21 protein-coding genes are annotated in these 22428 nt (G+C 65.3%); 8 read left to right on the top strand and 13 right to left on the bottom strand.

Translation table 11 applies throughout. The features are described from left to right. Positions 1-48 precede the first annotated feature (48 nt). Positions 49-630 carry a hypothetical protein gene (locus tag ASB57_RS03305; RefSeq protein ID WP_156414048.1) on the bottom strand — a complete coding sequence of 194 codons (582 nt, stop codon included), beginning with the start codon at positions 628-630 and terminating at the stop codon, positions 49-51. Continuing rightward, a complete protein-coding gene (locus ASB57_RS03300) occupies positions 627-1232 on the bottom strand; it encodes a hypothetical protein (protein WP_057650533.1) in 606 nt (201 codons plus the stop codon). Before ASB57_RS03300 ends, ASB57_RS03305 begins: the two co-directional genes overlap by 4 nt. Positions 1233-1437: 205 nt before the next feature. Here ASB57_RS03300 and ASB57_RS03295 point away from each other — a divergent pair, with 205 nt between their 5' ends. After that, complete coding sequence (locus ASB57_RS03295) at positions 1438-1776, top strand: hypothetical protein (RefSeq protein ID WP_156414047.1); 339 nt, start codon at positions 1438-1440, stop codon at positions 1774-1776. Continuing rightward, positions 1773-3119: a type II toxin-antitoxin system HipA family toxin gene (locus tag ASB57_RS03290; protein ID WP_057650530.1), complete on the top strand. Its 1347-nt coding sequence runs from the start codon at positions 1773-1775 to the stop codon at positions 3117-3119. The genes ASB57_RS03295 and ASB57_RS03290 overlap by 4 nt, the downstream gene beginning before the upstream one ends. 37 nt (positions 3120-3156) lie before the next feature. On the opposite strand, the gene ASB57_RS03285 is transcribed toward ASB57_RS03290, so the two are convergent. The 5 genes from ASB57_RS03285 to ASB57_RS03265 form a co-directional block, all read right to left on the bottom strand. Next, entirely contained in the window at positions 3157-4050 is an 894-nt protein-coding gene (locus ASB57_RS03285) for an alpha/beta fold hydrolase (protein ID WP_057655876.1), read from the bottom strand. 68 nt (positions 4051-4118) lie between these two features. Then, complete coding sequence (locus ASB57_RS03280; RefSeq protein WP_057650526.1) at positions 4119-4733, bottom strand: DUF4286 family protein; 615 nt, start codon at positions 4731-4733, stop codon at positions 4119-4121. Between the two features lie 11 nt (positions 4734-4744). Then, positions 4745-5218 (bottom strand): carboxymuconolactone decarboxylase family protein, encoded by a 474-nt coding sequence (locus tag ASB57_RS03275; protein WP_057655875.1) that lies wholly within the window; start codon positions 5216-5218, stop codon positions 4745-4747. 132 nt (positions 5219-5350) lie between these two features. Then, on the bottom strand, positions 5351-6304 hold the full coding sequence (locus ASB57_RS03270; RefSeq protein WP_057650523.1) for a tripartite tricarboxylate transporter substrate binding protein: 954 nt from the start codon (positions 6302-6304) through the stop codon (positions 5351-5353). A 46-nt stretch (positions 6305-6350) separates the two neighbouring features. Then, a complete protein-coding gene (locus ASB57_RS03265) occupies positions 6351-7214 on the bottom strand; it encodes an amidohydrolase (RefSeq protein ID WP_057650522.1) in 864 nt (287 codons plus the stop codon). Positions 7215-7448: 234 nt separating this feature from the next. On the opposite strand from ASB57_RS03265, the gene ASB57_RS03260 reads away from it, so the two are divergent. Further along, entirely contained in the window at positions 7449-8375 is a 927-nt protein-coding gene (locus tag ASB57_RS03260; protein ID WP_057650518.1) for a LysR family transcriptional regulator, read from the top strand. A gap of 121 nt (positions 8376-8496) precedes the next feature. Beyond that, positions 8497-9822, top strand: coding sequence for an argininosuccinate synthase (gene argG / locus ASB57_RS03255; RefSeq protein WP_057650516.1), 1326 nt, complete (start codon positions 8497-8499; stop codon positions 9820-9822). A 217-nt stretch (positions 9823-10039) separates the two neighbouring features. Here argG and ASB57_RS03250 read toward each other — a convergent pair whose 3' ends face one another. From ASB57_RS03250 to ASB57_RS03225, 6 genes are all read right to left on the bottom strand, one after another. Beyond that, positions 10040-11944, bottom strand: coding sequence for a potassium transporter Kup (locus tag ASB57_RS03250; protein ID WP_057650515.1), 1905 nt, complete (start codon positions 11942-11944; stop codon positions 10040-10042). Beyond that, positions 11941-12966 (bottom strand): HAMP domain-containing sensor histidine kinase, encoded by a 1026-nt coding sequence (locus tag ASB57_RS03245; protein WP_231755431.1) that lies wholly within the window; start codon positions 12964-12966, stop codon positions 11941-11943. The genes ASB57_RS03250 and ASB57_RS03245 overlap by 4 nt, the downstream gene beginning before the upstream one ends. A gap of 251 nt (positions 12967-13217) precedes the next feature. Further along, positions 13218-13901 (bottom strand): response regulator transcription factor, encoded by a 684-nt coding sequence (locus ASB57_RS03240; protein ID WP_057650513.1) that lies wholly within the window; start codon positions 13899-13901, stop codon positions 13218-13220. A gap of 272 nt (positions 13902-14173) precedes the next feature. After that, positions 14174-14632, bottom strand: a complete 459-nt coding sequence (locus ASB57_RS03235) for a biopolymer transporter ExbD (protein ID WP_057650511.1) — start codon at positions 14630-14632, stop codon at positions 14174-14176. Beyond that, on the bottom strand, positions 14633-15544 hold the full coding sequence (locus ASB57_RS03230; RefSeq protein WP_057650510.1) for a MotA/TolQ/ExbB proton channel family protein: 912 nt from the start codon (positions 15542-15544) through the stop codon (positions 14633-14635). A gap of 1 nt (position 15545) precedes the next feature. After that, a complete protein-coding gene (locus ASB57_RS03225; RefSeq protein ID WP_082621326.1) occupies positions 15546-16370 on the bottom strand; it encodes an energy transducer TonB in 825 nt (274 codons plus the stop codon). Between the two features lie 313 nt (positions 16371-16683). On the opposite strand from ASB57_RS03225, the gene ASB57_RS03220 reads away from it, so the two are divergent. From ASB57_RS03220 to ASB57_RS03205, 4 genes are all read left to right on the top strand, one after another. Then, positions 16684-17514, top strand: coding sequence for an alpha/beta fold hydrolase (locus ASB57_RS03220; RefSeq protein WP_057650508.1), 831 nt, complete (start codon positions 16684-16686; stop codon positions 17512-17514). 120 nt (positions 17515-17634) lie between these two features. Then, entirely contained in the window at positions 17635-19251 is a 1617-nt protein-coding gene (locus tag ASB57_RS03215; protein WP_057650506.1) for an inorganic phosphate transporter, read from the top strand. A 207-nt stretch (positions 19252-19458) separates the two neighbouring features. Continuing rightward, a complete protein-coding gene (locus ASB57_RS03210) occupies positions 19459-20757 on the top strand; it encodes a putative DNA modification/repair radical SAM protein (protein ID WP_057650505.1) in 1299 nt (432 codons plus the stop codon). Beyond that, complete coding sequence (locus tag ASB57_RS03205) at positions 20754-22415, top strand: UdgX family uracil-DNA binding protein (RefSeq protein ID WP_057650502.1); 1662 nt, start codon at positions 20754-20756, stop codon at positions 22413-22415. The genes ASB57_RS03210 and ASB57_RS03205 overlap by 4 nt, the downstream gene beginning before the upstream one ends. The last annotated feature ends 13 nt before the right edge of the window (positions 22416-22428 follow it).

Below are 22428 nucleotides of genomic sequence, written 5' to 3'. Positions count from 1 at the left end.
CAATCAATGATCGCCCCGCCGTGGCCCGGTGCCGACGGCCGGCCCTGATTACGCGGGTCGCGCGGCAAGAGTCTTTATAAAGTCCGGGTCGTTGAATAACTTCCCTACCAACGTTTGAAAAATGGCCGACGCTTGCATCAGGCCGTCTTGAACAGCCAAGACGCCGATGAATTGCACACTCCATGAAGTGTGCGCTTCCAGGCGCTTGTCATACACAACCTCGCCCGCCCGTTGAACTATGAAACGCGCGCTCGCGTCTGCTTTGCCGTCACCAATATCAGCGGAAATCAGCGCGGGAGCGATGGTGGTATCCGCCGTCGCATCGAAATTCCCCGCAGTGGTCAGCTCGGAACGCACGGCATCAACCAGATATTCCGACCAGGACTGCTCGCCCGGCGCAGCGATCTTCACAACTCGTACGGACGAATGCGTGCCCGCGGATTCCCCTGCCACGGCGTCGACATTCGCGCGCGTCGTAGGGGGCAGGCGGCTAAGTGCGATCTGGTTGGCAAGGCTGGTCTGATACGGCGGGACTTGTTGCGTAACGCAGCCCGACAGAAGAAGCATCGAGAAGATCGCGCAAGCCGCGGCGCGGCGCGCGCGCCGTAGCTCTCGGCTGGGTTTCATCATTGCGCCAGGTCCGAGCTGTCGTCGATCTCTTGAAGCGCCTTTCCTAGCATCTGGGCGACGACCGTCCGCACGGCCTGGTCCAGGCTGAGAGGCTTGAGTCCAGGCGGTCCCGCCTTATTTCCTACGGTCGAATAAATGGAATGCTTGATTTCCTTCGTCACAGGCTCGCGACCAGGGGACAGGTAGCTGGCCGTGCAAACATAAAGGTCGGTAATTCCGGTACCGACCAGGCCGAACGTCAGCCCGACGCCAACACCCTTAGACACAGCATCGTCAGTCGCGGGAACATTGTTGATGGAGACGGTCAGCTTTTTACCGGAAGGTACCGGCAGATAGGAGACTTGGCTGAAAAGCCCTGACTGAGAAACCTGCTCGTAGACGCTCGACTTCAAGAAATCCGTGGCATGCGCGTTGGCGACACCCTTGCTCTGAAACTCGAATAGCAGTTGCACCGGCTGCGGCTGCGCAGGCTTCTTCAAGGCCGCGTAGTTGGGATCGCCCAAGGAATTATCGACATACGCCCGCGTCGAAATGCACGCGGAAAGACCAAGAGTCAGGGCCAACACGCCCGCCAAACGAAGCAATCGCTGTAAACCGAACATGACGTTGTCCTATTTGCCATTAAACGAGGAGTCTTGGGCGCCGCCCGCAACAAGCGCGAGCAGGCTGCGCAATCTAATCATTGAGTAACAGAATGTCAACACACACATCCAGTATGCAGCTAGTAAGTGGCTACGGGAAATCGACCTTGCTCTTTCAAATAAAATTGATATTTCAATTTTTAAATGCTATAAAAATCGAAAAAACGTGTTTTATCTTTCGATGGCGACAAACGAATTTCCCCTTCCCGTAGAGGTGGACCAGTCTCTGCTCGAGCTTGGACAGCGCATATCGTTCGGCCGGCGCCTGCGAGCGCTCAAGCAAAGCGACGTGGCGCGACAAGCTGGCGTGGGCGTGTCGTCCATCGTCGCGCTCGAACAGGGCGCACCCGGGGTTGCCATAGGGACGTTGGCCCGTGTTCTATGGGCCCTGGATTCGCTATCGGAGCTGGATCAAGTCGCCACGGTCGATGCCAGTGATCCACTCGTGACTTCCCGCGTCGACACCGTGCCGCAGCGGATTCGCCAGAAGAAGGGGCTGAAATGAGCGACTTGCAGCAAAAGATGGTCTGGGCTTGGCCGGAGGGGAGCACCACGCCCGTGCATGCGGGAACATTCAGCCTCGACGCTCGTAAGGGGCCACTCGGACGATTCCACTATGAGACTGCCTATCTCCAGCAAGCCCAAACCTACGCGCTCGATCCCCTCGCGCTTCCACTCCTTCCCGCGCGCCCCGATGCCGAGTTCACGAACACGCTGAACGGCGGGCTCTTCGGTGCATTCCGCGATGTCTGCCCGGAGGGGTATGGCCGCGATCTGTTGAACCACCGTTATGGGAGAGAAGACGGTGGCGGACTGACACCGATGGAACTGCTGGAATACTCGGTCGGCGATGGTGTTGGCGCCATCGAGGTCTGCGACGATATCGGGCAGAAGCAACGTTTCCAACCCCCTCCCGCCCAGCAGCTCCTTGAGCTTCTCGGACTTTTAGAGCCGGCCCGGCCGGCGTCTCACGCCGTTCATCAGCTTCTTGAACTTGGTACAAGCATGGGCGGAGAACGGCCCAAACTGACTGTGAAATCTGCCGACGCTCTCTGGCTCGCAAAGCTGCAGGATCGTGGGGATGCTCCGCATGTTCCCGCGCGTGAGTACGTCGCGATGAAACTGGCGCGGGAGTGCGATATCCGTACCGCGGATATTGAATTTCAAAGAGCGGCCAATGGGCGCGAGATACTTCTTGTTCGTCGATTCGACCGAGTCGGTTTGACCGGTGCGCGGTTGGCCTATTTGAGCGCGCACACGCTGCTAAGGCTGGATCTCGGCAGCACGCCGGGCGATCGCCAAAGGTCGTATCCCATCATGGCCGACCGAGCCCGGCGGCTGGGCGTTCCCAAGGAACAAATTGCCGAGCTTTGGCGGCGGATGGCCTTCAACAGCCTGGTCAACAACGTCGACGATCATCCTCGCAATCACGGTTTCATTCACGTCGCGGGTCAATGGACGCTGGCACCCGCTTTTGACATCGTGCCGCTGCTGACAGATTCCAACGCGGATGGACCCGTGCTGGCCATGGCCGTGACGACATCCGGTCAGTGTCAGGCTAGCGTTGACGGTATGCTCGAAAGCGCTTCACAGTTTGGACTCAGCCCGCGAGAGGCCGCCACTATTCTGCTCTCGATGGCTGAGATCGTTACTCGGCGCTGGCGCGGATACATGGAGGACCTGGGGGTAAGTCACGCGTTCCTCGATCGCCAGAAGCAGAGCTTCCTTTATGCCGAGGCCATCGGCGCGCAGCCAGACGAAGTGCTTCGGCGCGCTGATCAAGCAAGCAAGCAGGGGCGCCGCCGAGCGCGCTCGACGCGGCCTCAGTACTGGATGCGGCGCAGCTAGCGCCCCTTCGCTTCGTCCACCTGTGAGTGAGCAAGCTTCAAGCGGTCCAGGCCTTGATGTCCAGTACCGCGGTGGCGAAGGCCAGTGGGGCTTCCTGGGGCAGGTTGTGGCCGGCGTTCGGGACGATGCGACTTTCATGGCGTGCCGTGAAACGGCTTGACCCTGCGGCCCGGCCGCCTGGCGGCTGCACGCCGTCGGTGTCGCCCTCCAGCGTTATCGTTGGCACACCGATGGCGGGCTTGGCGGACAGCAGGCGCTCCATCTCGTCGAACAGCGGATCGCCTTCGACCAGACCGAATCGATGCCGATAAGAATGCACGACCACGTCGACGAAATCGGGATTGTCGAACGCAGCGGCCGTCCGCGCATAGACATCGTCATCGAAACGCCAGGTCGGCGACCATAAGGACCACAGCAGACGGCAGAATTCCCGTCGCTGCTCGGCCAGCCCGGCCGCGCCGCGGTCGCCATGAAGGTAATACTGGTACCACATCCGGTATTCCTTGCGCGGGTCGGCCGGCCGGCCCGCACTGGCTATGTCCTGGATGTTGTAGCCATTCACCGAAACCAGCCCGCGCGCGCGCGCCGGATACAGCGCGGCCACCACGCAGGCGGCACGCCCGCCCCAGTCATACCCAGCCAGCACGGCCTGCTCGATTTCCAGCGCATCCAGCAGCGCCAACAGATCGGCCCCCAGCGCCGCCTGCTGGCCCGAACGCAAGGTCGTCGGCGCCAGGAAGCGGGTGGGGCCATAGCCGCGCAGATAAGGCGTCAGCACACGCGCGCCTTGCGCCGTCAGCAGCGGCGCGACTTCGGCATAAGCATGGATGTCATACGGAAAGCCGTGCAGCAGGACGACCGGCCATCCCGCCGGATCCCCCTGCTCGTCATAAGCGATTTCCAACTGCGGGGTCGTGACGCGCTTGAGCATGGCTGCCTCCCGTTGAACCATGGCCTGAAGTACAACCAGCATACCCGCGGCGCGCGGACCCCAGCTACCTACTCCACCGCCGTGAACATCGTCCGCTTGGTATTGCGGAACGACGGCCGCACCCGGTCGCTCCAGGAACTCGCCCGCACCGCCAGCCAAGGCGGACTGCCGAAGGTTTCGCGTGTGTGCAGATCGTAGCAGGCGTGATACCGAGGCGCCGCGTCGCAGACATAGCGCCGCGCGCGCACGGAACCTGGCACCGAGGCCAGGCCAGGCAGATGTTCTTCTTCGTACCAGGCGTTGAAATCGTCCTCCGCCTCGGACAGCACATCGGTTTCCACAACGTAGTGCCAAGGCGCGGCCAGACCCGCCGACGCGCCGGCGCGATCCGTCGTCAAACGCAGCACGCGCGCGTCCGCTTCCGGATAGCGCCGCGTGGCCATGGCGCTCAATGCCGCCAGGCTGCCAGGTACAAAGCGCTCGTCGGGATACAGATATACATAGGTCTCCGCATGCTCGACCGCCGTATAAACGCGCACCTCGGCGGCGCCCGCGCCAGCCAGCGCGCCAGCAGAAGAGCCCTCCGCCGCGCCACCCACCGTCGCGATCTCCGCGCGCAGCGCCTGCACCGCGGCGCCGTCCAGGCGCTGCCCGTCAAGGCGCAACAACAATACTTCCGTCATCCCCTTACCCCTCAGTGGCCGATCCGCAGCGCGGACAGGAAGCGCGACACCATGTTGTAGGCGGCCACGGTGGCCGCCAGTTCGACCATGCCCTGATCACCCAGGGCCGGCGCCAACGCGTCATACGCCGCATCGCTGACATCGATGTCGCGGGTCATGGCATCGGTGAAGGTCACGACATCCTGCTCCAGCCTGGACAAGCCGGCGATATCCGCCGCGGCCCGCTCCGTGCGCAAGGCGTCGACCAGGGCCTCATCCATGCCGGCCTTCAAGGCATGCGGCACATGGGCGTCGAATTCATACGGCGCGCGATTGAGCACCGCCACACGCAGGATGACCAGCTCGCGCAAACGCGGCGACAGCCCGATGCGGTTGCGAATGGCGGTCAGCATCGCCTCCCAGCCCTGCGCCACCGGCGGACTGTTCAACAACACCTGATACAAGGGCGAGATGCGTCCGCGCTCGGCCTGGATGCGCGCTTCCATCTCGGCCAGCTCCGGCCGGGTACCCGGCACCACCGGCGCGACGCGCGGGCCCTTATGCGAGCCCTTATGCCCACCGTGTCCGGCCTGCTTGTTCGCCGCCTTGCCCGCGCCTTCTGATGATTCAGCCATGTCTCAATCCACCTTGATATTTTTACGTTGAATCAGATCGGTCCACTTGGTGCGATCGCTCGCGATCAGCGCCGCCAACTCCTGCGGCGAGGACGGCGCGGGCTCGGCGCCGAAGCCCTGCAGCTTCTTGTTGGCTTCCGGATTCGCCAAGGCAGCACGCACCGCCGCATTGAGTTTATCGACGATGGCGGGCGGCGTGCCGGCCGGCGCCAACAACCCATACCAGTTGTTCGACTCCACACCCGGGATACCTTGTTCCGCCAGCGTCTTGACGTTCGGCAGGATCGCCAGGCGTTGCGGCGCCGCCACGCCCAGCGCCTTGAGCTTGCCGCCCTGGATGTGTGCGATCAAACCCGGCACATCGCCAAAGAAACCCGCCACCTGATTGCCCAGCAGATCGTTGATCACCGGCGCCGCGCCCTTGTAGGGCACGTGCATCACCTTGGCCTTGCTGGCATCGGTGAACATCTCCAGCGCCAGATGCGGAATGCTGCCGACACCAGACGACCCGATGGCCACCGGTTGCGCCGCGGCTTTGGAGCGCGCGACGAAATCGGCGGCATCGGTGGCCGGGTTCGCCGGATTCACCACCAGCACGGTCGCGTTATTGACCACCCGCGATACCGGCGCGAAATCCTTCACCGGGTCATAAGGCAGGCTCTGATACAGCGCCGGGCTGATGGATACCGCGCCGACGCTGGTCAGGAACAACACGCTGCCATCGCGCGGCCCCTTGGCGACGTAGGCCGCGCCGATATTGCCGTTGGCGCCGGGCTTGTTTTCGACGATCACCGACTGATGCAGCTCGCGCGTCAGCTGCTCCGCCATCACGCGGGCCACCAGGTCCACGGGACCGCCCGGCGGAAAGGCCACGATAAGCCGAACCGGACCGTCGGCCGAAGCGCTGGCGCAGGCGGCCAGCGCCAGCACGCCCGCGGCGAATATACGTTTGAACATGGAAGTCTCCTTTGAGTTTTTGTTTGGTCCCGGCCGCGCTGCCGGCTTAGAAGCCGTATAGACGCGCCGGGTTGTCGACCAGAATGCGCTGCCGCGCGGCGGCATCGGGCACGGCCTTGAAGAACTGGTCGACCAGTTCGCCATCGTCGGGCATGTCGCCCGCCACATTGGGATGTGGCCAATCCGTTCCCCACAAGACCCGGTCCGGCATGGCATCGACCAGCGCCGCGACGAAGGGCAGGCTTTCCGCATACGGACGCTTGCCCAGGCTGATGCGATCGATGCCGGACACCTTGACCCACGCCTGCTCCACCTCCGCCAGGCGTAGCAAGCCCTGGAAAGCAGGCTGGTCCAGCCCGTCGTCGGCCCGCACGCGTCCCATGTGGTCGACCACGAAGGGCACCGGCAGGCCGCGCAGCGTCGGCAGCAGCGCCGTCAACGCCGGCCCGTCCACATGCAGGCAGACGTGCCAGCCAAAGGCGGCCACCTGTCGGACGAGGCGGTCGAACACCTCCGGCGTGGGCGGTTTGCCCAGATGCGCGACGAAATTGAAGCGCGCGGCGCGGATGCCGCCGGCGTGCAGCGCTTCGATCTGCGCATCGGTGGCATCGGCGCCCAGCAGGCCCACGCCGCGATAGCACCCCTCGCTGCGCGCGATCGCGTCCAGCAGCGCCGAGTGGTCGGCGCCGTGGCAGGCAGCCTGCACGATGACGGCGCGCGCCACGCCCAGGTGGCGATGCAAGGCGCGCAGTTTCTCGAAGGGCGCGTCGGGCGGCGTGTAGGAACGCTGGGCCGCGTAGGGAAAGACGTCAGCGGGACCGAAGATGTGGCAATGGCTGTCGCAGGTAAGCGGCGGCAAGGCGTGGCGCGGCCGCGTGGGCGCGTCCAACGGAGGCAGGCAATCCGGCATGGGTGATCGTGTCTCGATGTCGTTGTGATTATTCGCCGGCGCTGGCGCCAGCAGTGGTACGCCATGTTGATGCAAAGCCAGAATCGAAACAACGCTATAGCTTGGATTTCTGATATAGCAAAATTCGATATCATTACGAAGCACCTCAATACCGGTTACCTCATTGCTGGTCACTTCATTGCGCGTCACAGGTCGCGGCAGGCACTGCCGCCCTTGCCACGCCAAACCAGACCCATGGACTTACGCCAGATCGAATATTTCGTCCGCGTCGCGGAAAACCGCAGTTTTTCCCGCGCGGCCGGCCAGTTGGCCATCTCCCAGCCTTCCCTCAGCCGCCAGGTCGGCCTGCTGGAGCAGGAGCTGGGCCAGCATCTGCTCTACCGCAACGGCCGCGGCGTCGAACCCACCGAGGCGGGCCTGCGCTTCCTGGAGCACGCCCGCGCCCTGCTGGCGCTGGCCGCCCGGGCCAAGGAAGATTTGCGCAGCATGGGCGACACCCCCAGCGGCAAGCTGACCATCGGCCTGCCGCCCCGCATCGCGCTGGTGCTGACGCCGCCCCTGGTGCGGGCCTTCCACGAAGCCTTTCCGAACGCCTCGATCACCGTGGCCGAGGGGCTCAGCGTGCAAGTGCGCGAATGGCTGCTGGCCGGCCGGGTCGACCTGGCCATGCTCTACGATCCGCCGCCCTCCCCGCAGCTGACCTATGAATCGCTGTTCCGCGAAGAACTGGTGCTGGCCGCCGCCCGCACGCACCGCCCCGACCTGCCGGCCCGCGTCACCGTGGCGCAGCTGCGCGACTATCCGCTGATCCTGCCCTCGGCGCCCAATGCCATCCGCGCGCTGGTGGAAAGCGTCTGCCGCGCCCATGGCGTCCATCTCCGCGTGGTGGCGGAGGTCGATGCGGTCCACACCCTGGTGGAGCTGGCGAACCAGGGCCCGGCCTGCGCCATCCTGCCCCGCTCGGCCGTGCGCGGCCCGGAGCCACAGCCCAATCTGGTGGTGGCCGACATCGTGGCGCCGCGCATCCTGAATGATCTGGTCCTGGCCAGCGCCCGCCACCGGCCGGCCACCCGCCTGGCCGGCGCCACGGCCGCTCTGCTGCGCGGCCTGGACCTGGCTGCCGCTTTCCAGGGACGCGCTGCGCCGACGCAATCCGGCTAGCCCGCCAGCCACGGAGCCAGCCCCGGAAAGCGGGCGACCCGGTGGGTCGTGCGCGCCGCCGCTGCCCAAGCCGCGCAAACGCGATAAAATCCTCGGTTTCGTCCCTTCCTAGCGACACGCAATGGCAACGATCCTTCAGCACATCCCCGCCGGCCAAAAGGTCGGTATCGCGTTTTCCGGCGGTCTCGACACCAGTGCCGCGCTCCATTGGATGCGTGAAAAAGGCGCGGTGCCTTATGCGTACACCGCCAATCTGGGTCAGCCCGACGAACCCGATTACGACGACATCCCGCGCCGCGCCCTGGCCTACGGTGCCGAAAAAGCCCGCCTGATCGACTGCCGCCAGCAACTGGCCGCCGAAGGCATCGCCGCGCTGCAAAGCGGCGCCTTCCACATCTCGACGGCCGGCGTCACCTACTTCAACACCACCCCGCTGGGCCGTGCCGTCACCGGCACCATGCTGGTGGCCGCCATGAAGGAAGACAACGTCAACATCTGGGGCGACGGCAGCACCTTCAAGGGCAATGACATCGAGCGTTTCTACCGCTACGGCCTGCTCACCAATCCGGACCTGAAGATCTACAAGCCCTGGCTGGACCAGACCTTCATCGACGAGCTGGGCGGCCGTGCCGAAATGTCGGCGTACATGAACCAGGCCGGTTTCGAGTACAAGATGTCGGCCGAAAAGGCCTATTCGACCGACTCGAACATGCTGGGTGCCACCCATGAAGCCAAGGACCTGGAGCACCTGAACTCCGGCATCAAGATCGTCCAGCCCATCATGGGCGTGGCGTTCTGGCGCGACGACGTCGCGGTCAAGGCCGAGGAAGTGCGCGTGCGCTTCGAGGAAGGCCGTCCGGTCGCCCTCAACGGCGTCGAGTACACGGACCTGGTCGAGCTGCTGCTGGAAGCCAATCGCATCGGCGGCCGTCATGGCCTGGGCATGAGCGACCAGATCGAAAACCGCATCATCGAAGCCAAGAGCCGCGGCATCTACGAAGCCCCGGGGCTGGCGCTGTTGTTCATCGCCTACGAGCGCCTGGTCACCGGCATCCACAACGAAGACACCATCGAGCAGTACCGCGAAAACGGCCGCAAGCTGGGCCGTCTGCTGTATCAAGGCCGCTGGTTCGACCCGCAAGCCCTGATGCTGCGTGAAACCGCCCAGCGTTGGGTGGCGCGCGCCATCACCGGTGAGGTGACCCTCGAACTGCGTCGCGGCAACGACTACTCGCTGCTCAACACGGAATCGGCCAACCTGACCTACAAGCCGGAACGCCTGACGATGGAAAAGGGCGAATCCGTGTTCTCGCCCGCCGATCGTATCGGCCAGCTGACCATGCGCAACCTCGACATCGTCGACACGCGCGAGAAGCTGATCACCTACGTGCAGACGGGCCTGCTGTCGTCCACGGGCACGGCCCTGCCGCAGATCAAAGAAAAGTAGGCCCCCCCGACGCGCTGGCGCGCGTCCCCCCAGGGGGCGGCACTGGCGGACCGGAAGGGAAAGCCCACCCCAGCGCGCGACGCGCGCCCCCCTCCAGGGGCGGCACTGGCGGACCGGCAAAGCCGGCTCCGCTGTGCCCCTGATGAAACGGCCTGTGCACGCGCACAGGCATTTTCTTCGCCCAAAGAAAAACGCCCGTCAGGGCGTTTTTCATTTACTACAGCTCTACCTGCATCCCCATCTCGACCACCCGATTGGGCGGGATCTTGAAGAACTTCGTACTGCGGGTCGAATTGCGCGCCATGAACGCGAACAGCGCCCGCCGCCAGCGCCGCATGGCCGGCCGATGGGACGACACCACCGTCTGCCGCGACAGATAGAAGGACGTGCGCATGGGCTCCAGATCCAGCTCGGGATAGGACTCGGCGATCTCGCGCAGCACCTCGGGCACGTCAGGCTCTTCCTTGAAGCCGTAAGTCACCTCGGCCTGCCAGCTGGACGCGCTCAGCTTGGCCACCTCGAAACGCTCTTCGGTCAGCACATAAGGCACGTCGGCGCTGCGTATCGTCAAAAACAGCACATGGTCGTGCAGCACCTTGTTGTGCTTGAGGTTGTGCAGCAAGGCCGGCGGCACGAACCCGGGGCTCATGGTCATGAAGATGGCGGTGCCATGGACGCGCGCCGGCGGGTAGGCTTCCAGCTGCTCCATGAATTCCTTGAGCGGCTGCCGATCCCGCTGCTGCAGATTGCCCAGCAGATAACGGCCGCGCCGCCACGTCAGCATCAGCGTGAACACCACGATACCGACCAGCAGCGGCAACCAGCCGCCCTCATGCACCTTCAAGGCGTTGGCCGAGAACAGCAGCAGGTCGAACACCAGCAGGAAGCCCAGCACCACCGACCACATGATGCGCTTGGCCCCATGGGCCAGACGCAAGGTCAGGGACAACAGCAATACCGACGTCGTCAGCATCGTGCCGGTCACCGCGAAACCGTAAGCGGCGGCCAGGTTGTCCGAACTGCGGAACACAAGCACCAGCACGATCACCGCCGCCAGCAGCAGCGCGTTGACCTGGGGCAGATAGATCTGGCCCTTCTCCACCGCGGACGTATGCAGGATCTCCATGCGCGGCCAATAGCCCAGCTGCACGGCCTGGCGCGTCATCGAATACGCGCCGGAAATCACCGCCTGCGACGCCACCACGGTGGCCACGGTGGCCAGCGCCACCAAGGGCGCGACGCCCCAGTCCGGCGCCATCAGGAAGAAGGGATTCTTGATCGCGCCCGGATCGCGCAGCAACAAGGCGCCCTGGCCGAAATAGCACAAGGTCAGCGACGGCAGCACCATCCAGAACCAGGCACGGCGGATGGGGCTGCGGCCGAAGTGGCCCATGTCGGCATACAGCGCTTCGGCGCCGGTCAGCGCCAGCACCACGGAACCCAGCAGCACGAAGCTGGCTCCGGGAGATTCGATGACGAAGCGCAAGGCCCAAATCGGATCCAGCGCTTCCAGGATGGCGGGGTTCAACCAGATCTGCCAGCCGCCCACCACCGCCAGGGTGGCGAACCAGAGGGCCATGATGGGCGCGAACAGCTTGCCCATCGTGCCCGTGCCACGCGACTGGATGACGAACAGCGCGATCAGCACCACCATCGAGATCGGCACCACCCAATGTTCGAAGCGGTGCGACACCACGCTGATCCCTTCCAGCGCCGACATCACGGAAATAGCCGGCGTGATCATGCTGTCGCCGTAGAACAGCGCGGCGCCGAAAATCGCCAGCATGATCAGGAACGTCCGGAAGCGGCCGGTACGGCCCCGTATGGCCAGTTCCAGCAAAGCCAGGGTGCCGCCTTCACCGCGGTTGTCCGCGCGCAGCACCAGGGTCACGTACTTGAACGAGACCACCAGCATCAGCATCCAGAACAGGATGGACAGCACGCCCAGCACATGGCCGGGCTGCAGATCACCATAGCCGGTCAGGCAAGCCCGCAAGGTATAGAGAGGGCTGGTGCCGATGTCGCCGTACACCACGCCCAGGGCGCCCATGACCAAGGCGGCCTTGGAGGAAGGCGCGTGTGCCACCGGGCCTTTTCCTGCGGTTGCGCTACTGGATGTCATACCTGTTTATCGTGTCGGGTCAATTGCGCCCCTTTGCGCGGGCCGGGAAACACCACCGACAGGCGGGTACCCGGATATTCAGGCCGGCTGGTGAGTTTCCACCAGGCGCCATGCGCGTGGGCAATCTCGCGCACGATGGCCAGTCCAAGTCCGGAACCGCCCGCCGTCGCCGAGGGCGAACGGTAGAAGGCCTCGAACACGCGATCCTGGTCGTCGACCGGTATGCCCGGCCCATCGTCCATCACCGTCAAAGACGGCGGATTGCTGCCCACATTCAAGGTGATGCAGCCGCCAGGATTGCCGTAGCGCATGGCATTGTCGATCAGATTGCCCAGCAACTCGTCCAGCAACAGCGGATCAGCATCGATCCAGACTGATTCTTCAGGCGCCACCAGGTCCAATTGGACCTGCGCCGCCCGCGTGCGCGGTATCCATTCCGCCCCGCTGGCGCGCACCCAGTCGCACAGGTCGATCCGCTGGAAACTGTCCTGCGGCCGCGCATTGGGATCGGCCCGCGCCAGCACCAGCAATTGCTGGCCCAGGCGGATCATGCGATCGCTGACGGCCTTGATGCGCTCCGCGCGAGCCCGCACGTCATCCGGCAAGGGCCGCGACAGCATCAACTCGGATTCCAGCCGCAGGCCGCTCAGCGGCGTGCGCAATTGGTGTGCCGCGTGGCCGATGAAACGCCGTTGCGCCGCCAGGGAAGAATCCAGGCGTGCCAGCAGGTCATTGGTGTGCCGAACCAGCGGCTCCATCTCGGCCGGCACACCCGCCACTTCCAGCGGTTGCATGTCGTCGATGGAGCGTTGGCGGATTTCCTCGGAGAGCAGATTGACCGAGCGCAGGCCGGAGCGCACGCCGTGCACCACCACCCAGGCGGAAGCCGCCATCAGGACGATCTGCCCGACCACCATCAGCCAGAAGAAATCTTCCAGCATCCAGATGGCGAGATCGATCTTGTGAGTAATGACCCAGGTGGCCGCCAGGTCCAGCACCACCAGCAACAGAATGGCGGGCAGCAGGCGCACCACCAGATGGCGGGCCAGGGAACCGGCGGGGAGCACGCCCAGGCGGGCGGCAGCAACGGCAGCGTCCGCGCCTGCCGGCGTTTCCGGACCATTGCTGCGCGTAGCGTGGGGGGCGACTGATTCGGACCGTGTATCCACGCTCATGGTCTGGGGCAGCCGCAGCCGGGACAGGGTCCCGGCCAGGCGCAGAAAAAGGTCATGAAGGGAGAAACGTCGGCGCGGGCCAAGCGGGCGTATGCCGCTCAGGCCGTGGGAGCCGCCGCTTCCACGTCCAGCAGATAGCCGAAGCCGCGCACCGTTTGAATGCTGGCGCCCGTGCCTTCCAGGCGCTTGCGCAGACGGTACACATAGACTTCGACCGCGTTTTCGCTGAAATCCGCATCCCATGCGGACAGCGAATTGACGATCTGCCGTTTGGTGACCACGCGGCCGACCCGTGCCATCAGCATTTCCAGCACGGACAGCTCACGCACCGACAGCGCCAGGCGTTCGCCATTGACGCGCACTTCGCGGCCAACGGTATCGAACACCAGCGGGCCGACTTCGATGAGCGGCTGTGCCTGGCCACTGCGTCGGCGGGCGAAGGCACGCGCGCGCGCCGCCAGCTCGGGCAGGTCGAAAGGCTTGGTGACGTAGTCATCGGCGCCGGCATCCAGCCCCGCGACACGGTCTTCGATGCCGTCGCGCGCGGTAAGGATGAGAACAGGAACCTGATTGCCGTCCAGACGTAGCTGGCGCAGCACATCGAGGCCGCTCATGCCGGGCAGGTTGAGATCCAGTAAGAGCAGGTCGTAGGGCTGGCCGGCCAAGGCGCCCAGCACCTTGTCGCCGTCCGTCAGCCAGTCGACCGCGTACCCCTGGTCCGCCAGGAATTCCTGGAGCGCGTGGCCCAGGGTGGTGTCATCTTCGATTACGAGTACTCGCATGGCGCGATTCTAGCGCGATCCAGCTTGCAACGACATGACCGGTTCCCACTCGCAACAATTATTTTTGCGGTTTGCGTGGGAGCCTGCCCGGCCGCCCGTTTCCCCCCAAACCGCCGCCGCGGCCATGTCGCCGGAAAGAACAAAGCCCCGCGCTCGGAAGAATCGCGGGGCTTTGGGGACAGGCGGAAGCGGCGGTACGCCCCGGGCAAGGACCGTTCCGCATGGCGGAACGACGGTTGCCGGTGGGGCGCGACCCGCCCGCGTCGCGCCGCTTACTTGGCGGGCGCGGCGGCCGGCGGGATCGCCGGCTGGCCGGCTGCCGGGGTGGTCACGAAGCCGATGCGGCCCAGGCCCGAGCGGCGCGCCGAGGCCATCACCTTGGCCAGGGTTTCGTAGCGCGTGTTCAGGTCGGCGCGGATGCGCACTTCGGGCTGCGGCTTGTTGAGGGCCTCGGCGGCGAAACGCGTCTGCAGATCGTCGAGGAAGACCGGCTTCTCATTCCAGAACAGCTGGCCCTTGTCGTCGATGGCCAGGTCGATCACCTTGGGATCTTCCTGGACCTGCTCGGCGCTGACCTGCGGCATATTGATACGGATGGAGTGCGCCAACAGCGGTGCCGTGATGATGAAGATCACCAGCAGCACCAGCATCACGTCGATCAGCGGCACCATGTTGATCTCGGACATGGCGTGGCCACCCGAGCCCTTGCTGTCGAATCCACCGAAGGCCATTTATTCACTCCCGCGAGCGTTCGCCTGCGACGCGCCAGCCGAACGGCGCAGCGCGCGCACCTTGCCGTCGGACAGGGCAACTTGCTGGCCGGTGGTCAGGAAGGCGAACAGGTCATGCGCGTAGGCATCCAGGCGCGACAGGAACACGCGGTTGTTACGCACGAACATGTTGTACGCCAGCACGGCGGGGATGGCCACTGCCAGACCCAGGCCGGTCATGATCAGCGATTCGCCCACCGGACCCGCGATGCGGTTGATGGTCACGCCATCGGCCAGGCCGATGCCGACCAGGGCGTGATACACGCCCCACACCGTGCCGAACAGGCCTACGAAAGGCGCGGTGGACCCCACCGAAGCCAGCACCGTCAGGCCGTTTTCCAGCTTGGCGGTTTCTTCGTCGATGACCTTGCGCATCGTGCGGGTGACGAATTCGCCGTTCGAGCCGATTTCTTCCAGCTTGGTGGCGCCGTACTTGGCGTGGTGGGCACGCGCGTGCATGGCGTGGCTGGCCAGGTGCGAGAAGGGATCGCGTGCGCCGTGGGTGGCGATTTCGCTTTCCACCTGGTCCAGCGAGCTGGCGTTCCAGAACTTGTTGAGGAAATCACGCGAGCGCTTGCGCACCAGCACGTTGTTCACGGACTTCACGACGATCAGGTACCAGGAGATCACCGACATCAGCAGCAGGATGATGAACAGCGTCTTGCCGACGCCGTCGGCCTGGGCGATGAAGTGCATGATGCCCATGTCGGGGGCGACAGGCGCCGGCGCGGGCAGCGCCGCGGCAGCCTGCTGGACGGTATTGGCGGCGGCCGGCAAGGCGCCGGCACCCTGTTGCGCGACGCCCGGAGCCGCCGGCGCGGCGGTGGTCGCCTGCGCCAACAGCAAGGCGGCAAGGTCAAGAGCGGTGGACATGTCAGTTCCTCATGTTGAAATCGAACGGGATCCGGGCCTGCACGGTGTAAGCCACCCCGTTACGTGTATACGGTTTGAAATGGACGCGGCGCAGGGCATCGAGCGCGGCCTGGTCCAGGCGCGAGAAGCCGGACGACTGCACCACCGTCGCCTTTTCTATCGTGCCGTCGGTATTGATCACCACCAGCACCATGACCCGGCCCTCTTCGCGCATGCGGCGCGAGGACTCCGGATACACCGGGCGCGGGCCGCGGCCGTCGTAGGCCACGTTGGACACCAGTTCCGGCTGATCCGGCGGCGGTCCTTGCGTGGGCGCCTGCGGCTTGCTGTCGCCCTGCGGATTTCCCGAAGGCGGCGTGGGCGGCGGCGGGGTTTCCACGGGCTTGGGCGGCGGCTCCACTTTCTTGGGCTGCGGCTTGGGCTGGGGCTTGGGTTTCGGTTTGGGCTTCGGTTTTTGCGCGGGCTCGGGCGGCTTTTCGATGACCGGTTCGGGCTCGGGCTCGGGTTCCGGCTTCACGTCGGGCACGGGGTCCGGCTTGACGTCGGGGGGTGGCGGTTCTTCCTGCGGCGGCGGCGGGGGCGGTTCTTCCACGGGCGGCTGGGGCTGCTCCGGGGTGGGGTCGGCCTTGGCCATTTCCGGCACGGGGGCTTCGATGACGCTCACCATGATCGGCGCATCCTGTGGCAGGTCCAGCTTCGTCTCATCATTGACGAACAAGGCGGCCGCCACGGCCACGTGCAAGAGAGCCACGACCACGCCGGCGCCTATACGCAAGCCTGGGGAAATCGATGAGGATGTTGACCAACCGCTTTTAACGCTAGGCATGAATCAGCCGAGAAACGAATCTATACGCAACCTGGGCGCGAAACGCACGCGCGGCTAGGCGCAGGGCGAATGAAGCCCAAGAATATATATTAAATAGGAATTATTCGCAAATCGATTCAGATTGTTCTTAAATCTACTTCATTGGTGTTGAAGGCTGGATGAATCGTGTGGGGCTACGCGCCCCTCGCTGTTCCTCGCCGAAGGGCCAATCGGCCACTTGGCCGATCCGGCCCCGGTAGTTCGGCCGCCTGGCATTCGGGCCGTCCCTAGAGGAGAATCGCAAGGTTTGTAACGCGGAACCCCAACGGCGCCCATGCCCCTTTTCGACTTCAGCCTGATCGACCGCCTGCCCTCCTACCCCGCCGGCAGCGGCCGCCTGTACCTGGGCGCGCCGCCCGCCTATGGCCAACCGCTGCTGCTGTTCGTGCACGGCGCCTACCACGGCGCCTGGTGCTACGCGAACTACCTCAGCTATTTCGCCAAACAGGACATCGCCTGCGCCGCCCTCGACCTGCCGGGCCACGGCGGCCTGCCGCAGGACGCCACCTTCCTCCACATGGGCATCCGCGATCTGGCCCTGTCGGTGCGCCGTGCGACGGAACGCCTGGACGGCCCCGTCATCCTGGTCGGCCACAGCATGGGCGCTCTGCCCGTGCTGGTCGCCGCCACCGAGATGGCCAACGCCCCCGCCGGCATCGTGCTGCTGGCCCCCTCCCCGCCAGCCAACCTGCCCGGCGCCGCCCCCTTGCCGACCGTTGCCGAAGACATCCTGCGCGCGCCCCCCGACGACGAAGACATCCGCGGCCGCCTGCTCGGCTGTACCGCCGACACCGACATCGGCAATGTCCGCCAGCGCCTGTGCGCCGAAAGCCCGCAAGTGCTCAACGACCGCTACGCCCTGCGCGTGGCCATCAATCCCTTCGCCATGCGCAGCGCCGGCCTGTGCCTGGAAGCCGGCGCGGACGACCCCGCCCGCCACCCCACCGGCCAGGACCGCGCCATTGCCGACTTCTTCGGTTTCGAACACCAACGGCTGGAAAACCAGCCGCACGCCATGATGTACGGCGAGCACTGGGAAAGCAGCGCGGCCGTGCTGCTGGATTGGTACCAACGGACGTACAACAGGCGCCGCGGCAGCCGCTAAATAGCATTCTCATTCTTTCGGATACCGTCCGGACGCGAACATGGTCATGTCACTGTCACGCGTCGGTCATAGCATCGTTGTTACCCCCCAACGATAAAGCCACCCGAGAGGCTGACCCCCATGAATACCGCAACCGAGACCGCGGCCACGCCGCCCTCTCTGGGCGGAGCGCGCTCGCGCTTCGACCAGAAGACCGGTCCCACCACCGCCATTGTCTTCGTCGGCCTGCTGGCCATCGGGCTGTTCTATACCGGTCACAGCCTGTTCCAGGACATGGACCAGTCCCATGTCAATTTCACTGCCTGGTTCTCCTTCGTGCTGCTGGGCGTGGCCCTGCTGATCGCCTTGGGCTTCGAGTTCGTCAACGGCTTCCACGACACGGCCAACGCGGTCGCCACGGTGATCTACACCAACTCCCTGGCCCCCAACTTCGCCGTGATGTGGTCGGGCCTGTTCAACTTCCTGGGCGTGCTGCTGTCCAGCGGCGCGGTGGCTTTCGGCATCATTTCCCTGCTGCCGGTGGAACTGATCCTGCAGGTCGGCTCCAGCGCCGGCTTCGCCATGGTGTTCGCGCTGTTGATCGCCGCGATCCTGTGGAACCTGGCGACCTGGTGGCTGGGCCTGCCGGCATCGTCCTCGCACACCTTGATCGGCTCCATCATCGGCGTGGGCGTGGCCAACGCCTTGATGAACGGCCGCGACGGCACCGCCGGGGTGGACTGGGCCCAGGCCAAGAGCGTGGGCGTCACCCTGCTGGTCTCGCCCATCGTCGGTTTCGTCTGTGCCGCCCTGTTGCTGGTGGTGCTGCGCATGTTCGTCAAGAACCGCGAGCTCTACCAGGAGCCCAAGGGCAACGCGCCCCCGCCCCTGTGGATCCGCGGTCTGCTGATCCTCACCTGCACCGGCGTGTCCTTCGCCCACGGCTCCAACGACGGCCAGAAGGGCATGGGCCTGATCATGCTGATCCTGGTGGGCACGGTGCCGCTGACCTATGGCTTGAACCGCGCCATGCCGGTCGAGGAAATGAATCGCTTCGCCGCGGTGGCGCAGGCCACGCAAGCGTCCCTGATCCGCACGGCGCCCACGGCGGCGCCGGCCGACGTGCGCGCGACCTTGACCACCTACATCCGCACCAATGAAATGAACGCCGGCGTGGTGCCGTCCCTGGCCGCCCTGACCGGCTCCATCGGCAGCCAGGTGCGCCAATACGGTTCGCTGGCCGCCGTGCCGGCCGATGCCGTCGGCAACGTCCGCAACGACATGTACCTGGCGTCGGAAACCATCAGCCGCATCAAGAAAAACAAGAGCGTCGCTTTCGACAGCGAAACGCAGTCCAACGTCGACGCGTTCAAGCGCTCGCTCGACGACTCGACCAAGTTCATTCCCCTGTGGGTGAAAGTGGCCGTGGCGATCGCCCTGGGCCTGGGCACCATGGTGGGCTGGAAGCGCATCGTCGTGACCGTGGGCGAAAAGATCGGCAAGACCCATCTGACCTATGCGCAGGGCGCGTCGGCGGAACTCGTCGCCATGGCCACCATCGGCGCCGCGGATGTGTACGGCCTGCCCGTATCCACCACGCACGTCCTGTCGTCCGGGATCGCCGGCACCATGGCGGCCAACCGCTCCGGCCTGCAGTGGAGCACCTTGCGCAATCTGGCGCTGGCCTGGGTGCTCACCCTGCCCGCCGCCATGCTGCTGTCGGGCGGCCTGTACTGGGTGATGCGGCACGTGTTCTAAGTTAGAGGTTCTCGAACATCGGCAGCGCGTTCGCGCGGGCGGTGTTGCAAGGCAAAGGGCGGTCACGCATCAGCGCGACCGCCCTTTTTCATTGATGAGCACGACAGTCCGGGCATCGGCCTTGCGATGCGCATCGTCCCCTGGTCGTCCCTTGCGCTACCCCTCTGGACGCTTATAATACTGTACATATATACAGCTATCCTGCCTATGGACGTACTCACCAAACTCGAAGTTCTCGCGGACGCCGCCAAGTACGACGCCTCCTGCGCCAGCAGTGGCGCGCCGAAACGCGACTCCGTCGGCCGCGCGGGTTTGGGAGCCAGCACCGGCGCGGGCATCTGCCATAGCTTCACGCCGGACGGCCGCTGCGTGTCCCTGCTGAAGATATTGCTGACCAACTTCTGCCTGTACGACTGCCAGTACTGCATCAACCGCCGGTCCAGCAACGTCCCGCGCGCGCGTTTCGCGCCCAAGGAAGTGGTCGACCTGACCCTGGACTTCTATCGGCGCAACTACATCGACGGCCTGTTCCTCAGCTCCGGCATCATCCGCAGCGCGGACTACACCATGGAGCAACTGGTGCAGGTCGCGCGCTCGCTGCGCGAAGAACACTGCTTCCGCGGCTACATCCACCTGAAGACCATCCCGGACGCCGACCCCAAGCTCATCGCTCAGGCCGGTATCTATGCCGACCGGCTTAGCGTGAACATCGAGCTGCCCACGGAGACAGGCCTGGTGCGCCTGGCGCCCGAAAAAAGCAGCCACACCATCAAGCGCGCCATGGGTTCGATCCGGCTGGCGCAGGAAGAAGCCGAAGGCGAGGCGCGCGATGACGCCAGGCGGGGCAAGGCCAAAGCGGCGCCATCGAGATACGGCAACGGCCAGGGTACGGCGCCGGTTCCCTCGGTCGATGCGCCGGCGTCACGCTCGCCCGCCGGGCAAAGCACCCAGATGATCGTGGGGGCGGACGACGCCAACGACCGCACCATCCTGCAGACCGCGCAGACCCTGTATGGCGCGTACAAGCTGAAGCGCGTCTATTACTCCGCGTTCAGCCCGATACCCGACAGTCCGACCGCCCTGCCCGCCAAGGCCCCGCCCTTGATGCGCGAACACCGGCTGTACCAGGCCGACTTCCTCATGCGCGGCTACGGCTTCCAGGCGGAAGAACTGTTCCAGGAAGATGGCGATCTGCCGCTGGACATCGACCCCAAGCTGGGCTGGGCGTTGGCACATCGGGAAACCTTTCCCGTCGACCTGAACCGGGCTCCGCAGCGGATCATCGCGCGCGTGCCCGGCATCGGCATGCGCAACGCCCAGCGCATCGTGGAATTGCGCCGCTTGCGGGCCGTGCGTTACCAGGACCTGATCCGTCTGCGTTGCGCCATGGACAAGGTCAAACCCTTCGTCATCGTGCGCGACTATCGCCCCGCGGTGGCGGAGTCTCCTTCCGAGCAGTTGCGGCGCGCCCTTGCGCCGCCGCCTGAGCAATTGTCCCTGCTATGAGCCTGACGGGGCTGACCGACGCGCACCGGCTGGTCATCGATGGCAGCTACGCGAGCTGGCGGGCGCAGGCCCTGCGCGCCTTGACCGCGGGTTGGGCGCCTGAAGACGTCAGCTGGGTCGGCAGGGACGAAGCGACCCGCCACGGCGACAGTCAGCTGACCCTGGACGTGTCCGCGCCGGATGAGGACGGCACGATGCGCGCACCGGAGCCGGCCGACGCTGGCCGTGGCGCCGCAACGACGCCGGGCGGCGCGCAAGGGTCCGATGACGACGCGGCCTCGCCACAGCCGACGGGTACGGTAACGATCCGCGTATCGAAAACCTTCGCCGAGCTGCTGCAGGACGCGGCGCTATACCGGTCGCCGCAGCGCTGGGACCACCTGTACCGTGCCCTGTGGCGCTGGCAACATGACGATCGAAGTGTGGCGTCGGCGGCGGATGAGGACGGCGCGCGCCTGTACGCCATGGCGAAGGCTGTGCGTCGCTGCAAACACGACATGATCGCCTACGTCCGTTTCCACCGCCGCGCGACAGCCGCCGCATCGACCACGCCGACACTGGCGCCACCGTCGGCGCCGGCTTCGTCGCCCGCAGCGGACGGTTCGTCCCCGCCACCGCCGGCCCTGATCGAACCGGAATACCTGTCCTGGTATGAACCGGAGCACGATGTCCTGCCATGGGCCGCCGAGCATTTCGCGCGGCGCATGGGCGGATCGACCTGGTGCATTGCCACGCCCACGGGCGCCGCCTACTGGGACGGCACGGTGCTGCATTTTTCCGATGCGCCCATCGCCGCCGAAGACGGCGCCGTCATCAAGGCCGGCGCGGCGGCCGACGACATCGAACCGCTGTGGCTGGCCTATTACCGCAGCATCTTCAACCCGGCCCGCTTGAACGAGTCCGCCCTGCATCAGCACATGCCGGTCCGCTTCTGGAAAGGCCTGCCCGAAGCCAACCTGATTCCCGGCATGGTCGCCGACGCGCGCAATGGCGCGCGCCGTGTCGGCCAGGCGCAGGCCGTCGGCGACATGGGAGGTAAAGCCGTGACCATCGATCCCCAACGGGCCCAGCCCCAGCGCGATGCGCCCTCGTCCCTGGATCAATGCCGCCGTTGCGACCTGTGGCGCAATGCCACGCATGGCGTGCCCGGCAGCGGGCCGTCGTCCGCGCGCATCATGCTGATCGGCGAGCAGCCCGGCGACCAGGAAGATCTCGCCGGCAAGGCCTTCGTCGGGCCCGCTGGCCGCATCCTCAATGAAGCACTGGAACGGGCAGGCCTGGCGCGCGATGACGTGTATCTCACCAACGCGGTGAAGCATTTCAAATGGATCCCGCGTGGCAAGCGGCGCATGCACAAGACACCCGCCCAGCGCGAAGTGGATGCCTGTCTTTACTGGCTGGACCAGGAACTGGACAGCGTGCGCCCGCCGGTCATCGTCACCCTGGGCGCAACCGCGTTACGCGCGATGGTAAGGCGTCCGATTCATATGCAGGATTACCTGGACCAGTCCGTCAAGCTGGGCGAGGCCTGGCTGGTGGCGACCTGGCATCCTTCCTACGCCTTGCGAGTGAACGATGAGGCCGAGCGGGAGAGCGTCATCGCCGCCATCGCGAAAGCCCTCGCCCGCGCGCGGAAGCTGGCTGCCGAGGGGGAATGACTGCGGCCGAGGG

Source organism: Bordetella sp. N, assembly GCF_001433395.1.
Lineage (GTDB): Bacteria > Pseudomonadota > Gammaproteobacteria > Burkholderiales > Burkholderiaceae_B > Bordetella_C.
The sequence above is the reverse complement of the archived record's forward strand: the minus strand, read 5'-3'. Positions and strand labels throughout refer to the sequence as shown.

What these genes read in the sequence shown, in the direction of transcription:
- ASB57_RS03305 (WP_156414048.1), bottom strand. Translation starts at nt 630, where the DNA reads ATGATGAAACCCAGCCGAGAGCTACGGCGCGCGCGCCGCGCCGCGGCT.
- ASB57_RS03300 (WP_057650533.1), bottom strand. Translation starts at nt 1,232, where the DNA reads ATGTTCGGTTTACAGCGATTGCTTCGTTTGGCGGGCGTGTTGGCCCTG.
- ASB57_RS03290 (WP_057650530.1), top strand. Translation starts at nt 1,773, where the DNA reads ATGAGCGACTTGCAGCAAAAGATGGTCTGGGCTTGGCCGGAGGGGAGC.
- ASB57_RS03285 (WP_057655876.1), bottom strand. Translation starts at nt 4,050, where the DNA reads ATGCTCAAGCGCGTCACGACCCCGCAGTTGGAAATCGCTTATGACGAG.
- ASB57_RS03280 (WP_057650526.1), bottom strand. Translation starts at nt 4,733, where the DNA reads ATGACGGAAGTATTGTTGTTGCGCCTTGACGGGCAGCGCCTGGACGGC.
- ASB57_RS03275 (WP_057655875.1), bottom strand. Translation starts at nt 5,218, where the DNA reads ATGGAAGCGCGCATCCAGGCCGAGCGCGGACGCATCTCGCCCTTGTAT.
- ASB57_RS03270 (WP_057650523.1), bottom strand. Translation starts at nt 6,304, where the DNA reads ATGTTCAAACGTATATTCGCCGCGGGCGTGCTGGCGCTGGCCGCCTGC.
- ASB57_RS03265 (WP_057650522.1), bottom strand. Translation starts at nt 7,214, where the DNA reads ATGCCGGATTGCCTGCCTCCGTTGGACGCGCCCACGCGGCCGCGCCAC.
- ASB57_RS03260 (WP_057650518.1), top strand. Translation starts at nt 7,449, where the DNA reads ATGGACTTACGCCAGATCGAATATTTCGTCCGCGTCGCGGAAAACCGC.
- argG (WP_057650516.1), top strand. Translation starts at nt 8,497, where the DNA reads ATGGCAACGATCCTTCAGCACATCCCCGCCGGCCAAAAGGTCGGTATC.
- ASB57_RS03250 (WP_057650515.1), bottom strand. Translation starts at nt 11,944, where the DNA reads ATGACATCCAGTAGCGCAACCGCAGGAAAAGGCCCGGTGGCACACGCG.
- ASB57_RS03240 (WP_057650513.1), bottom strand. Translation starts at nt 13,901, where the DNA reads ATGCGAGTACTCGTAATCGAAGATGACACCACCCTGGGCCACGCGCTC.
- ASB57_RS03235 (WP_057650511.1), bottom strand. Translation starts at nt 14,632, where the DNA reads ATGGCCTTCGGTGGATTCGACAGCAAGGGCTCGGGTGGCCACGCCATG.
- ASB57_RS03230 (WP_057650510.1), bottom strand. Translation starts at nt 15,544, where the DNA reads ATGTCCACCGCTCTTGACCTTGCCGCCTTGCTGTTGGCGCAGGCGACC.
- ASB57_RS03225 (WP_082621326.1), bottom strand. Translation starts at nt 16,370, where the DNA reads ATGCCTAGCGTTAAAAGCGGTTGGTCAACATCCTCATCGATTTCCCCA.
- ASB57_RS03220 (WP_057650508.1), top strand. Translation starts at nt 16,684, where the DNA reads ATGCCCCTTTTCGACTTCAGCCTGATCGACCGCCTGCCCTCCTACCCC.
- ASB57_RS03215 (WP_057650506.1), top strand. Translation starts at nt 17,635, where the DNA reads ATGAATACCGCAACCGAGACCGCGGCCACGCCGCCCTCTCTGGGCGGA.
- ASB57_RS03210 (WP_057650505.1), top strand. Translation starts at nt 19,459, where the DNA reads ATGGACGTACTCACCAAACTCGAAGTTCTCGCGGACGCCGCCAAGTAC.
- ASB57_RS03205 (WP_057650502.1), top strand. Translation starts at nt 20,754, where the DNA reads ATGAGCCTGACGGGGCTGACCGACGCGCACCGGCTGGTCATCGATGGC.